The sequence below is a fragment of the Streptomyces sp. JL2001 genome, from assembly GCF_050917515.1.
Classification (GTDB): domain Bacteria; phylum Actinomycetota; class Actinomycetes; order Streptomycetales; family Streptomycetaceae; genus Streptomyces.
In genome coordinates this window covers 3,558,740-3,571,239 of the sequence record NZ_CP169421.1, presented here as the reverse complement: position 1 = coordinate 3,571,239, position 12,500 = coordinate 3,558,740, and the positions used below count along the sequence as shown (strand labels likewise).

General features: G+C 72.6%; 12 protein-coding genes and 1 tRNA gene. 5 read left to right on the top strand and 8 right to left on the bottom strand.

Translation table 11 applies throughout. The annotated features are described in order from the left end of the window. Positions 1 to 65 precede the first annotated feature (65 nt). Both rlmB and ACE1OA_RS15765 read left to right on the top strand, forming a co-directional pair. Positions 66 to 1,025 carry a 23S rRNA (guanosine(2251)-2'-O)-methyltransferase RlmB gene (gene rlmB / locus ACE1OA_RS15770; RefSeq protein ID WP_356607125.1) on the top strand — a complete coding sequence of 320 codons (960 nt, stop codon included), beginning with the start codon at positions 66 to 68 and terminating at the stop codon, positions 1,023 to 1,025. Between the two features lie 147 nt (positions 1,026 to 1,172). Continuing rightward, positions 1,173 to 2,777, top strand: coding sequence for a DoxX family membrane protein (locus ACE1OA_RS15765; protein ID WP_356778643.1), 1,605 nt, complete (start codon positions 1,173 to 1,175; stop codon positions 2,775 to 2,777). A gap of 194 nt (positions 2,778 to 2,971) precedes the next feature. On the opposite strand, the gene ACE1OA_RS15760 is transcribed toward ACE1OA_RS15765, so the two are convergent. The 3 genes from ACE1OA_RS15760 to ACE1OA_RS15750 form a co-directional block, all read right to left on the bottom strand. Further along, positions 2,972 to 3,688, bottom strand: a complete 717-nt coding sequence (locus ACE1OA_RS15760) for a nucleotidyltransferase family protein (protein WP_356607121.1) — start codon at positions 3,686 to 3,688, stop codon at positions 2,972 to 2,974. 57 nt (positions 3,689 to 3,745) lie between these two features. Continuing rightward, positions 3,746 to 4,159: a hypothetical protein gene (locus ACE1OA_RS15755; RefSeq protein WP_147978565.1), complete on the bottom strand. Its 414-nt coding sequence runs from the start codon at positions 4,157 to 4,159 to the stop codon at positions 3,746 to 3,748. Between the two features lie 225 nt (positions 4,160 to 4,384). Next, complete coding sequence (locus ACE1OA_RS15750) at positions 4,385 to 5,482, bottom strand: ABC transporter ATP-binding protein (RefSeq protein ID WP_356607118.1); 1,098 nt, start codon at positions 5,480 to 5,482, stop codon at positions 4,385 to 4,387. A 181-nt stretch (positions 5,483 to 5,663) separates the two neighbouring features. Here ACE1OA_RS15750 and ACE1OA_RS15745 point away from each other — a divergent pair. Then, a tRNA-Thr gene (locus ACE1OA_RS15745) sits at positions 5,664 to 5,737 on the top strand. Between the two features lie 371 nt (positions 5,738 to 6,108). On the opposite strand, the gene ACE1OA_RS15740 is transcribed toward ACE1OA_RS15745, so the two are convergent. Continuing rightward, the gene (locus ACE1OA_RS15740; RefSeq protein ID WP_432752931.1) at positions 6,109 to 6,237 is read right to left on the bottom strand and encodes a hypothetical protein; all 129 of its coding nucleotides are present in this window, start codon (positions 6,235 to 6,237) and stop codon (positions 6,109 to 6,111) included. Positions 6,238 to 6,501: 264 nt separating this feature from the next. After that, positions 6,502 to 7,893 (bottom strand): NAD(P)/FAD-dependent oxidoreductase, encoded by a 1,392-nt coding sequence (locus ACE1OA_RS15735; RefSeq protein ID WP_432752930.1) that lies wholly within the window; start codon positions 7,891 to 7,893, stop codon positions 6,502 to 6,504. 269 nt (positions 7,894 to 8,162) lie between these two features. On the opposite strand from ACE1OA_RS15735, the gene ACE1OA_RS15730 reads away from it, so the two are divergent. Continuing rightward, entirely contained in the window at positions 8,163 to 8,639 is a 477-nt protein-coding gene (locus ACE1OA_RS15730; protein WP_356607114.1) for a GNAT family N-acetyltransferase, read from the top strand. Between the two features lie 151 nt (positions 8,640 to 8,790). On the opposite strand, the gene ACE1OA_RS15725 is transcribed toward ACE1OA_RS15730, so the two are convergent. Together ACE1OA_RS15725 and ACE1OA_RS15720 are read right to left on the bottom strand one after the other, a co-directional pair. Then, entirely contained in the window at positions 8,791 to 9,795 is a 1,005-nt protein-coding gene (locus ACE1OA_RS15725; RefSeq protein ID WP_432752929.1) for a zinc-binding dehydrogenase, read from the bottom strand. A gap of 57 nt (positions 9,796 to 9,852) precedes the next feature. Next, the gene (locus ACE1OA_RS15720; RefSeq protein ID WP_384870300.1) at positions 9,853 to 11,016 is read right to left on the bottom strand and encodes an NAD(P)-binding protein; all 1,164 of its coding nucleotides are present in this window, start codon (positions 11,014 to 11,016) and stop codon (positions 9,853 to 9,855) included. A gap of 97 nt (positions 11,017 to 11,113) precedes the next feature. Here ACE1OA_RS15720 and ACE1OA_RS15715 point away from each other — a divergent pair, with 97 nt between their 5' ends. Continuing rightward, on the top strand, positions 11,114 to 11,779 hold the full coding sequence (locus ACE1OA_RS15715) for a pentapeptide repeat-containing protein (protein ID WP_356607108.1): 666 nt from the start codon (positions 11,114 to 11,116) through the stop codon (positions 11,777 to 11,779). Positions 11,780 to 11,988: 209 nt separating this feature from the next. Here the strand turns inward: ACE1OA_RS15715 and ACE1OA_RS15710 are convergent, their stop codons facing one another. Next, positions 11,989 to 12,489 (bottom strand): hypothetical protein, encoded by a 501-nt coding sequence (locus ACE1OA_RS15710; RefSeq protein ID WP_356778655.1) that lies wholly within the window; start codon positions 12,487 to 12,489, stop codon positions 11,989 to 11,991. Positions 12,490 to 12,500 lie beyond the last annotated feature (11 nt).

Sequence of the window (12,500 nt, the reverse complement as noted above, 5' to 3'; positions counted from 1 at the left end):
TCGGGGAGCCGGGCGGCACACTTCACTTACAGACCTATGTACGCAACACCGAGGATTAGGTAGTCATGGCCGGGAACAGCCAGCGCAGGAACCGCCGTACGTCCAACAAGAAGGGCGCGACGGTCGGCAGCGGTGGCCAGCGGCGCAAGGGCCTCGAGGGCAAGGGTCCCACGCCGCCCGCCTCCGCCCGCAAGGGTCACAAGAAGAACCGCGTCGCCAACGCCCAGGCCAGGCACGCCGCCGCCCGCCGCCCCGCACCCCGCCGCGGCGGTCCCAAGGGCACCTCCGAGATGGTCGTCGGCCGCAACCCGGTCTTCGAGGCGCTCCGCGACGGCGTCCCCGCCACCACGCTCTTCGTCCAGCAGTACATCGACAACGACGAGCGCGTCCGCGACGTCCTCAAGCTCGCCGGCGACCGCGGCAACATCAACCTGATGGAAGCCCCCCGCGCCGAGCTCGACCGGATGACCAACGGGCTCAACCACCAGGGCGTCGTCCTCCAGGTCCCGCCGTACGAGTACGCGCACCCCGAGGACCTCACCGCCGCCGCGTACGACAACCACGAGGACCCGCTGATCGTCGCCCTCGACGGCGTCACCGACCCGCGCAACCTCGGCGCCATCGTCCGTTCCGTCTCCGCCTTCGGCGGCCACGGCGTCGTCGTCCCCGAGCGCCGCGCCGCCGGCATGACCGCCGGCGCCTGGAAGTCCTCCGCCGGCACCGCCGCCCGCACCCCCGTCTCCCGCGTCACCAACCTGACCCGGGCCCTCGAGGGCTACCAGAAGGAAGGCCTGACCGTCGTCGGCCTCGCCGCCGACGGCGAACACACCGTCGAGGACCTCGAAGCGCTCGACGGCCCCGTCGTCATCGTCATCGGCAGCGAGGGCAAGGGCCTCGGCCGCCTCGTCGGCGAGACCTGCGACTACCGCGTCCGGATCTCCATGCCCGGCGGCGCCGAGTCGCTGAACGCCGGTGTCGCCGCGGGCATCGTCCTCTACGAGGTCGCCCGCCGCCGCGCCCACTGACGCACCCCCGCGCGCCCCGCGCACACGCCGTACCGGAACGGGCCCAGCTCCCTGAGCTGGGCCCTTTCCCACAGCGGGCGATCTTGACGGGTCTCGGACATTCCGAGCCCGTCAAGGCAGTGTCCTAACCCCGCGTCACTCGGTTAGATGAGTGTGGACACCAGAACGCCCCGGCCGGGGTTCGACGATCAGCCCGCGCTGAGCATGCTCAAAGTGGATTCCGATCCCGCGCAGGTCATCGTGAACCACGCCAGCTTCCGTGTGCGGCTCGCACCGGCCCACCAGCCGAAGTTCGCCGCCGCCCCCCGGATCTCCAGCCTCGGCGGAGCCCCCGCGGGCGCAGCCGCGGGCCGCCGCCGCCCCGTCGTGTGGACCGGAAAGTCCGCGCCCGGCGACCCCGGCGCGACCGGACTGCTCCAGGCCATGCGCGAGTCCTCCGTCTCCACCCTGGAGCCCCCCGCCCGCCTCGACGCCGGCGCCACCCAGGCCATCCCGCGCATCGACGACACCATGCCCACCCCCGTCGTCCCCGCCGACGCCCCACCGCTGCTGCCCCCCATGCGGCGCGCCGAAGGTGCCTACGACCACGCCTACGAGCCCCCGTACGACACCTCCCGCGACCGCGACCGGGCCCACGACGACGACGTCACCGGCCGGCACGGCGACGGCCGACGCGGCAGGCCGCCCCGCCACGGCGCCGGCTGGGCCGAGAACGCCGCCACCGCGGGCGTCCGCCACGCCTACTACCCCGGGCGCCGGATGAACCTCGGGGTGGTGCTCCTCCCGCTCCGCCTCCTCCTCGGCTTCATCTGCATCTACGCCGGCATGGGCAAGCTCTGCGACCCCGTCTACTTCGACGGCGGCGAGCGCGGCTCCATGGTCAGGTGGCTGAACTCGCTCCACCCCTGGGCCCTCGCCGAACCCCTGCGCGACTTCGCCCTCCATCACCCCGTCGGCGCCGGCCTGACCGTCGCCTTCCTCCAGGTCGTCGTCGGCGTCCTCACCGTCCTCGGCCTCTGGCAGCGCGTCGCCGCCGTCGTCGGCGCCCTGCTCTCCGCCGCGATGATCCTCACCGTCAGCTGGAAGACCGTCCCCGTCTACGACGCGCCCGACATCATCTTCCTCGCCGCCTGGTCCCCGCTGGTCATCGCCGGCGCCCCCGTCTACTCCATCGACGGACGCCTCGCCGGCGAAGCCTGGCGCACCCTCGGCCCCCGCTCCGAGATCTGGGACCTGCGCCGCCGGGTCCTGCGCCGCGGCACCGTCGTCGCCGCGGTCGTCGTCGGCCTCACGCTCCTCGTCGGCTCCATGCTCGGCGGAGCCGTACGGTCCACCGAGATGGTCACCGTCCCCGGCCCCAACGACGACCCGATGAACCACCTGCCCGGCCGGGGCCTCCCCCAGGAGCCCGGTACGAGCACCCCGTCCCGCTCCGCCACCACCAAGCCCAAGCCCTCCGAGTCCGCCGGCGCCGACGGCAAGCGCGACGAGGAGAAGAAGACGGCCGAACCCAGCGAGACCGTCCGCGAGACCGGCCGGATCCGGGAGAGCCGCCCCACGGCCACCCGCGGCTCCGACAGCAGCCCGACCCAGTCCCGGCCGGCGCCCCCGCCGTCCACGGGCTCCGGCTCGGGCGGTACGAGCGGCGGATCGAGCAGCGGCGGCAGCTCCGGCGGCAGCGACGGCGGCTCCACCGACGGCGGGTCCACCGACGGAGGCAACCGCAACCCCATCGGCGGCCTGCTGGGCTGAGCCTCCCCGGCAGACGCCGAAGGGCGGCACCGCGCGGAAGCGGTGCCGCCCTTCGGCGTCTGTCGTGTGGGCGGGGGAACGGCCGCTGCGGCGGCCTGCGGGGTCGCCCCGGGCCGGCGGTGCTTCCGGCGGCCCTCCGGGAGCACTGGGACCCGGCGAGGCGCTCCCCGGGCCGCCGGGATGCACCGGGGCTGTCAGGTGCCCTGGGAGGCCAGCTCCTTCGCCGCCTCGGTCAGGTCCTTCGCGGTGTCGATCGCCCGCCAGTAGGCCCCCTGGGGCAGCGGGAAGCCGGCCAGACGGCGCTCCCGGGCCAGGCGGGGGAACGTGGTCCGCTCGTGGTCGCCCCGGTCGGGCAGGAGGTCCGTGAAGGCGGGGGAGAAGACGTACACGCCGGCGTTGATGAGATACGGCGACGGCGGCGACTCGATGAAGTCGGTGATGTGCCCGAAGGTGTCGGTCTCGACGGCGCCCCACGGGATGCGGGGGCGGGCCAGGGCGAGGGTCGCCGTGGCGTCCCGCTCGTCGTGGAACGAGGCCATCTCACGCAGGGAGAACCGGGTCCAGATGTCGCCGTTCGTGGCGTACCAGGGCCGTCCGGGCTCGGGCAGGTGCGCGGCGGCGTACTTCAGCCCGCCGCCGCGGCCGAGCGGCTCCGGCTCGACGACGGTCGTCACCCGGAGGGGCAGGGCGGCCTGCTTCAGCCAGTCCTGGAGCACCTCGGCCAGATGACCGCAGGAGACCACGGCGTCCGTCACGCCCTCGGAGGCGAGCCAGGACAGCTGATGGCCGATGATCGGGGTCCCGGTGCCCGGGATCTCGACCATCGGCTTGGGGCGGTCGTCGGTGTACGGGCGCAGGCGCGAACCCTGGCCACCCGCCAGGATCACGGCCTGCGTCGGGGAGGTCTGCATACCGCGAACGATAGGCGCCCTCCCTGGGGCCGGTCGGGTCGACCGGCGTGGCGGCGCTCAGCTCGCGTACATCACACCGGTCGCGAACGAGGTGTCGCAGACCGGGCGGGAGAAGGACTGGGCGCGGGCGGGGCCGTAGTGCTGCACGGCGGCGCGGCCGAGGGCCTTGGCGATGGACATGCAGTGCTTGGCGAGCGACGGGCGGTTCTCGACCTCGCGCTGGAGGTGGGTGAGAGCCGTCCCGGGGTCCTTCTCCTGAAGCTCTGCGAGGAGCCGGTCGCGCAGAATATCCTGCGGGGCACGGGACTTGGCGGGGACGGAGACGTCCTCGGAGGATGCGGTGAGCATCTGGGTCCCGGAGCTCTGGCCGGCCCACGGAACGGCGGACACCGCGAGCGTTCCGGAGAGCACCAGGACGACGGGCAGGACGAGTGCGAGAGAGCGGCCGATACGGCGGGCAGTGTGCGTCACGCAGGCGAGCGTAGCGGGCGGTGATGATTTGGCGACATTTAGTCACTCTCGCGAGGGATGGTTCGAAGCGGCTTTTCGAATCCCGTGTTGACGCCGGGGCGGAAGTGGCGCCCGAATTGCCCGTAGTGTCAGGGTATTTGTCGACATAGGTGCGAGCGCCGCTGGTGTACGCGAACGGCCCCGCATCGGCAACCGATGCGAGGCCGTACGGCGGTGGCTTCCGGGTCAGCCGGAGAGGCGCTCGCCCGTCGAGGTGGAGAAGACGTGCAGCTCGTCGGCGCGCGGCACCACGTGCAGCACGGAGCCCTTCTGCGGCACGGCGCGGCCGCCGACGCGGACGACCAGGTCCTTGTCCTCGCCGCCGACGCGCGCGGAGCCGTAGACGTAACCGTCGGCGCCGAGCTCCTCGACGACGTTCACGGAGACGGCCAGACCGAAGCCGCTGTCGGCGCCCGAGACGTCGAAGTGCTCGGGGCGGATGCCGACGGTCACCGTCGTGTCGCCCTTGGCGGACGCGGCGGACAGCGCCTCGCGGGAGACCGGCACGACGCTGTTGCCGAACCGCACGCCACCGTCGGTGATCGGGACCTCGACCAGGTTCATGGCCGGGGAGCCGATGAAGCCGGCGACGAAGAGGTTGGCGGGACGGTCGTACATGTTGCGCGGCGAGTCGACCTGCTGGAGCAGACCGTCCTTGAGCACGGCGACACGGTCGCCCATGGTCAGGGCCTCGACCTGGTCGTGCGTCACGTACACCGTCGTGATGCCGAGCCGGCGCTGCAGGCTCGCGATCTGCGTACGGGTGGAGACGCGGAGCTTGGCGTCGAGGTTCGACAGCGGCTCGTCCATGAGGAACACCTGCGGCTCACGCACGATGGCGCGACCCATGGCGACACGCTGGCGCTGACCGCCGGAGAGCGCCTTGGGCTTGCGGTCCAGGTACGGCGTGAGGTCGAGGATCTTCGCGGCCTCTTCGACCTTGGCGCGGATCTCGCTCTTGTTGACGCCGGCGATCTTGAGCGCGAAGCCCATGTTGTCGGCGACCGTCATGTGCGGGTACAGCGCGTAGTTCTGGAACACCATCGCGATGTCCCGGTCCTTGGGCGGCAGGTGGGTGACGTCACGGTCACCGATGCGGATGGAGCCGCCGTTGACGTCCTCCAGGCCGGCGAGCATGCGCAGGGAGGTGGACTTGCCACAACCCGAGGGACCGACGAGGACGAGGAACTCGCCGTCCGCGATCTCGATCTCGAGCTGGTCGACGGCGGGCTTGTCGGAACCCGGGTAGAGCCGGGTCGCCTTGTCGAAAGTGACGGAAGCCATGGTGATGTGTCCCTTCACCGGCAGGAACGTGCCGGACGATCCGAGTGGAAGGAAGGATGGGTCTAGTCCACCGGAGTGAACCTCGGGTGACGCTACCTGGCGAGGGCTGATCTGTCAGTACTCGAAGGCCAGTGATATTTCCGACCGGCGCGCGACGGGCGTTGGATACACTGCACTCGCTGCCTCCTTAGCTCAGCTGGCCAGAGCACCGCTCTTGTAAAGCGGGGGTCGTCGGTTCGAACCCGACAGGGGGCTCAAGACAGAGGGCCGGCGCAGGGGCATGATTCCCCGGCGCCGGCCCTTTCGCATGATCACGGCCGTGCCACCTGCGTGCCAGAAGGTCCGCCCTTACGGGCTTGGCGGATCATCCCGAGCTTCCCCGCGATGTGCTGATCACGGTCACTCGTCATGTGCTGACGGATCAGGCCTCTTGCGCACGGCCGATCGACTGCCGGGCCTGAGTAGGGCGGGGCGCCGTACCCCCGCCGTCACGGATGACGGGAGTGTGAGGCGAACGCACCACCGGGAATGGGCGGCCGGGGAGCAGCTGCTGCCGCGATGTGGTGCCTGCTGGTGGGGTCGCTCCGCGTCGGTACCGGTCTCGTCGTGGCTTGGGAGCGTGTCGTTCAGCCGAGCTTGCCGAAAGACGCGAGGATCAGGAGTCCAACCACCGGCGCGGCGATAAATACGAAAATGCCCAGCTTCTGGACCCGGCGCCTCTCGGCTGCTCTCTGATCCGCCTCGTACTGGTGCATGCCCCGAGCAACTGCACGCGCTATCTGATCTTCATCCATCCCGTCCCCCTCGATCTTGTTCCTGTCGTGCCCCTACCGTGCCCGATCAGTCGGGAAGCCGCGGGGAAACACGGTATTCAGCAGTCACGTGAACAGGACGGGCCCCCGACCAGACTGGCTGGTCAGGGGCCGTTCACCCGCGGTGGGCGTGGGATTTGAACCCACGGTGAATCGGAATGTGCCCCGGACTCTCCTGGTCCGGGGCACTCGTGGGTCACGCGGCGGTCAGCGGCCCGAAAGGCGGTCGGCCAGGGTGGCGATGCGGTCCGTCGTCGCCGTGTGGGTCGCCGCCTCGCGGCGGTCGGCCGTGCGGTAGGCCGCGTACATCGTCTGGACGCCGAGCCAGCGCAGCGGTTCCGGCTCCCACTTGCGGACCTTGTGGTCGACCCAGGGGAGCGTCGTCAGTTCGGTGGGGCCCGACTGGCCCGAGTCCTGCTGGATCAGGTCGCGGAGGGTGCGGGCCGCGAGGTTCGTCGTGGCGACGCCTGAGCCGACGTAGCCGCCGGCCCAGCCGAGGCCCGTGGAGCGGTCCAGCGTGACGGTGGCGCACCAGTCGCGGGGGACGCCGAGGACGCCGGACCAGGCGTGGGCGATGCCGAGGCCGGCGAGGGACGGGAAGAAGCGGATGAGGATCTCGCGGAGGGCTTCGACGGTCTGCGGCTGGGTGCGGCCGTCGTTGTCGGTCCGGGAGCCGTAGCGGTAGGGGACGCCCCGGCCGCCGAGGGCGATGCGGCCGTCCGCGGTGCGCTGGGCGTACATGTAGGCGTGGGCCATGTCGCCGAGCGTTTCGAGACCGTTCCAGCCGATGGTGTCCCACTGGGCGTCGCTGAGGGGCTCGGTGGCGATCATGGAGGAGTTCATGGGGAGCCAGGTGCGGCGCTGGCCGGCGAGGGAGGCCGTGAACCCTTCGGTGCAGCGCAGGACGTAGGGCGCGCGGACGGTGCCGTACGGGGTGATCGCGTGCTTGGGCTTGATCTCCGTGACGGGGGTGGACTCGTGGACGGTGACGCCGAGGGCTTCGACGGCAGCGGCGAGGCCCTGGACGAGCTTGACGGGGTGGAGGCGGGCGCCGTGCGGGGTCCAGGTGGAGCCGACGGCGCCGGCGACGCGGATGCGGCCGGCGGTCTCGCGGGCTCCGTAGAGTTCGCGGTCCTTCTCGCCGAAGGCGAGTTCGACGGCGTGGAAGTCCTTGAGGCGGGAGAGCTGGGCGGGGGTGTGGGCGACTTCGAGGACGCCGCCGCGGTGGATGTCGGCGTCGATGTTCTCGGTCCGGCAGACGTCGATCACCTCGTCGACGGTGGCGTTCATGGCCTGCTGGAGTCGGACGGCGGCCTCGTGGCCGTGGAGTGCGGCGTAGCGGTCGCGGCCGGCGATGCCGTTGTAGAGCCAGCCGCCGTTGCGTCCCGAGGCGCCGTAGCCGCAGAACTTGGCTTCGAGGACGGTGATGTTGAGGAAGGGGACGGCCTTCTTGAGGTAGTAGGCGGTCCAGAGGCCGGTGTAGCCGCCGCCGACGATGCAGACGTCGGCGGTGGTGTCTCCGGGCAGCGGTTCGCGGGGGGCGGGGGCGCCTTCCTGCGCGTACCAGAACGAGATACCGCCGTTGACCGTGCTGCTCATGGTGTCCTCTGTCCCTGTGGGGCCTCTGGGGTGCGTGGGCCGGAGGTTACTGGATGGGCGCGGGGCGTGGGCCTGCGGATTTCGTCGCATCTCGGCGCCGGGTGGTGCCGGTACTCGGCCTGTGATCCGTATTCCGGAGGAACTGTCCGCTTCTCGCATCCGGTTCGACGGGGTGGGGCCGGACGGGGAGGAGGCGCCGGCCGCGGACCAGGTGTCCATCGCCCGGACGCCGTTTTCCCGTGCGCGGTGATCCGGTGCAGGCTGGTCGCATGATTCGTGCCGCCACTCCCGCCGATGTCCCCGTGCTCCACGCGATGGTCCGTGAGCTGGCCGACTACGAGAAGGCGTTGCACGAGGTGCGTGCGACCCGGGAGCAGTTGCGTGAGGCGTTGTTCGGGGAGTGCCCGGCGGTGTTCGCGCACATCGCGGAGACCGACGAGGGCGAGGTCGTGGGCTTCAGTCTGTGGTTCCTGAGTTTCTCGACGTGGCGTGGGGTGCACGGGATCCACCTGGAGGATCTGTACGTGCGGCCGGGGGTGCGGGGCGGTGGGTACGGCAAGGCGCTGCTGCGGGAGTTGGCGCGGACGTGCGTGGAGCGGGGTTACGAGCGCCTGGAGTGGTCGGTGCTGCGGTGGAACGCTCCGTCGATCGCGTTCTACGAGTCGTTGGGCGCGCGGCCCCAGGAGGAGTGGGAGGTCTACCGGCTGACCGACGGGGCGTTGGCGGCGTTGGGCGCGGAGGGGTAGGGGGAGGGGTCGGCGCGGGTGGCGGGTGGGCGGCCGGGCGCGCCGCGGCCCGCCGGGTTCGGGGGCGCGCGGGCACCGGCGCCGCCGGGTTCGTGCCGGTGGGTCGGTGCCGGTGCCGGTGCCGGTGCGGGTGCGGGTGCGGGCGGGACGACTACGGGACGAGGACGACCTTGCCGATGGTGCCCCGGTTCTCCAGGGCGCGGTGGGCGGCGGCGGCCTCGGCCAGGGGGAAGCGGTGGACGGCGGGGCGGAGGCGGCCGGCGGCCGCTTCGGCGAGGGAGGCGAGTTCGAGGGCACGGACGTCGCCGCCGGCCTTCCGGATCATGACGGGGCCGAGGACGCCTTCCGAGGTGATGCCGCGGGCGGCGAGTTCCTCCTCGGTGAAGCTGAGGGGTTCGCCGTCGTGGATGCCTTGGCCCGACCAGCCGAAGACGAGGTGCTGTCCGCCCTTGCCGAGGAGGTCGACGGCGGCGCGGCCGGTGTCGCCTCCGACGGAGTCGAAGACGACGGTGGCGTCCTTGCCGAGGGCGTCGAGGTGGGCGCGGACCTGTGCGGCCCAGTCGGGGCGGGTGTAGTCGACGGCGAGGTCGGCGCCGTTCTCCCGGACGCGGGCGACCTTCTCGGGGCCGCCGGCGAGGCCGATGACGGTGGCGCCGGCGTTCTTCGCGTACTGGACGAGGAGGGTGCCGATGCCGCCCGCGGCGGCGGGGACGACGGCGACGGATTCGGGGCCGAGGGTGGTGAACTGGAGGATGCCGAGGGTCGTGCGGCCGGTGCCGACCATGGCGACGGCCTCCGCCTCGCCGAGGGTGTCGGGCAGGGCGTGGAGCCGGGTGGCGTCGACGACGGCGAGTTCGGCGTAGCCGCCGGGGGCGAGGCCGAGGTGGGCGACGACGCGCCGGCCGAGCCAGCTCGGGTCGGTGCCTTCGCCGAGGGCGTCGACGGTGCCGGCGACCTCGCGGCCCGGGATGGTGGGGAGTTCGGCGGGGGCGGGGAAGGGGCCGGTCATGCCCTCGCGCAGGGCGGTGTCGAGGAGGTGGACACCGGCCGCGGCGACCGCGATCCGGACCTGGCCCGGGCCGGGTACGGGATCGGCGGTCTCCTCGTGGACGAGGTTCTCGGCGGGGCCGAAGGCGTGGAGGCGCATGGCGTGCATGGCGGGCTCCCCTGTTCCGGTGGTGCTGTGGTCCGTCGGTGAGCCCAGCTTTCAATCTCAAGCGCGCTTGAGGTCAAGGCGGTGGGCGCGCAGGGCCAGGGACACCGCTTCGACGGCGCTGGTGAAGGAGACCTCGGACAGCACGCCGGGTGCGGCGACCTGGTCGCCGACGAGGTAGACCCCGTCGCCGCGGTCGATCGCGGGGCGGTCGCGCCAGGTGGTGCCGGGGCGGTCGACGGCTCCGGTACGGCCGGTGCTGACGGCCTCGCGGCGCCAGACGGTGCGCTCGCGCCAGTGGGGGAAGGCGAGGTCGAGGAGGCGTTCGGCGTGGGCGACGCCGTCGGCCTTGGACTGGCCGGGGGCGATCGGGAGTTGGGCTTGGAGGAGCTGTTGGCCGGCCGGGGCGAGGGAGGGGTCCTGGGCGGTGAAGCGCTCGATCCAGCCGGGGGCGTCCAGGTCGGAGACGACGAAGGGATCGCCGGCGCGGGTGCGCAGGGCGAGGTCGAACAAGACGGTGCGGCCGCTGTCCCAGGTCAGGTCGGGGTCGCCGAGGAGGCGGGCGGCGGCGGGCAGGGAGGTGGCGACGACGACGGGGCCGTCGCCGAGCGGCAGCTCGTCGAGGCGGGAGGAGGTCTCGATGCGTACGCCGAGATCCCAGGCACGGGCGGCCATCCGGTCCACGAGCTGTCCCCAGCCGCCGCGGAGGTAGTGGGCCTCGGGCGGCACGGCGGCGGCCCGGTGCAGGCGCTCCTGGACGAAGCGGGCGGAGAGGGAGCCGGGGTCGTGGTGGAAGAGGGCGACGGCGCTGAAGGCGGCGGCGGTGCGGGCGGCGGTGGGGCCGGCGACACGGGTGGCCCAGGTGAGGAAGTCGGTGTCGACGGGAGCCCGGTCGGCCGTGCGGAGGGTGTGACGCAGGAAGCCGAGCGGCGGGGTGCGGCGCAGGGCCCCGGCGCGGTGGAAGCGGAAGCGGGCCGCTTCGCGGAGGGGCAGTGGCGCGAGCGGGCCGAGGAGGTCGCGCTGCTTCAGCCAGGTCCAGTGCGGTCCGCCGCGGTAGAGGGCGTGCGGCCCCTCGTTGGTGAGGTACGGGCCCTCGGCGGTGCGGGCCCGGCCTCCGAGGGTGTGGTGAGCCTCGTGGAGGGTGACCCTGGCCCCCGCCTCGGCCGCGGTGACAGCCGCAGTGAGCCCGGCGAACCCGCCTCCGACGACGGTGATGTGCTTCATGTGCCGCTCCCTGGTGTCGGTCTCACAGGGGGGACGGTGGCGGTGGCGCGGTTCGTGACATCGGGGCGCTGTCGGTGGCGCACCTCACAATGAGGGCATGGTGGCGAGGAAGAAGAAGGTGGCGGTCGTGCGGCGCCCGGAGGTGCGGCTGCCGCCGCTGACGGCGTACGAGGGCGCGTTGGAGCCGGACGGGGACTACGACGGGCTGGAGTTCGCCGGGCTCGACCTGTCGGAGCAGGACGGGCCGGGGGCGCGGTTCCTGGACTGCGCGGTGCGCGAGTGCGCCGTGGACGGGACGCGGCTCACCGGCGCGCGGGTGCTGGATTCGGTGCTGACCGGGATCCGCGGGGTGGGGACGGACCTGGTGGGGGCGTCGCTGCGTGACGTCGAGGTCGTCGACGCGCGGCTCGGTGGGGCGCAGCTGCACGGGGCGGTGCTGGAGCGGGTGCTGGTGCGGGGCGGGAAGATCGACTACCTGAACCTGCGGGCGGCGAAGCTGAAGGACGTCGTCTTCGAAGGGTGCGTGCTGAGCGAGCCGGACTTCGGCGGCGCGTCGCTGGAGCGGGTGGAGTTCCGCGACTGCGTCCTGACGGGGGTGGACTTCGGCGCGGCCCGGCTGAAGGACGTGGACCTGCGGACGGTGCAGCGGCTGGAGATCGCGCGCGGGGTGGACTCCCTCGCGGGCGCGGTGATCAGTACGGCCCAGCTGCTGGACCTGGCGCCGGTGTTCGCGGCGCAGCTGGGGGTGCGGGTGGAGGACTGACCGGGTGACCGGTGCGGGGGTCCGTGTCGCCGCCCGGCGCCGGCAGGGCCTCGGCGATCCGCTTCGAGGCTTCGGCTGAGGTCCGGGCGGGCGGCGCGCCACGACGTCCACGACGTCCACGACCGCGTGGCGCGGGTACGCCGAAGGCCCGGCCGGCCTCCGTGGGGTGCGGTACCGGCTGCCGTGCTCGGGGGCCGCCCGGACAGCACCTACGCGATCCGGGGGAAGCGGGCCTGGAGGTCCCAGACCGCGGGGTTGTCGCCGAGGCCCTCGTGCATGTCGGTGAGGTCGGCGATCAGGTCGTGCAGGAAGTCGCGCGCCTCGCGGCGCAGTTCGGCGTGGCCGAAGGTGAGCGGGGGCTCGTCGCCCGGCATCCAGTCGGCCTCGACGTCCACCCAGCCGAACCGGCGCTCGAAGAGCATGAGGTCGGAGGACTCGGTGAAGTCGAGCTCGGCGTACTGCGGCTTCGCGGCCCGGCTACCGCGCGGGTCGCGGTCGAGCCGCTCGACGATGTCGCACAGCGCCCACGCGAAGTCGAGGACCGGCACCCATCCCCAGGCTGTGGACACCTCGCGGTCGGCCTTGGGGTCGGCGAGGTAGACGTCCCCGCAGAAGAGGTCGTGGCGCAGGGCGTGGACGTCCGCGCGGCGGTAGTCGGTCTGCGGGGGGTCGGGGAAGCGTCGGGAGAGGGAGTAGCCGATGTCGAGCACGGATCGATGGT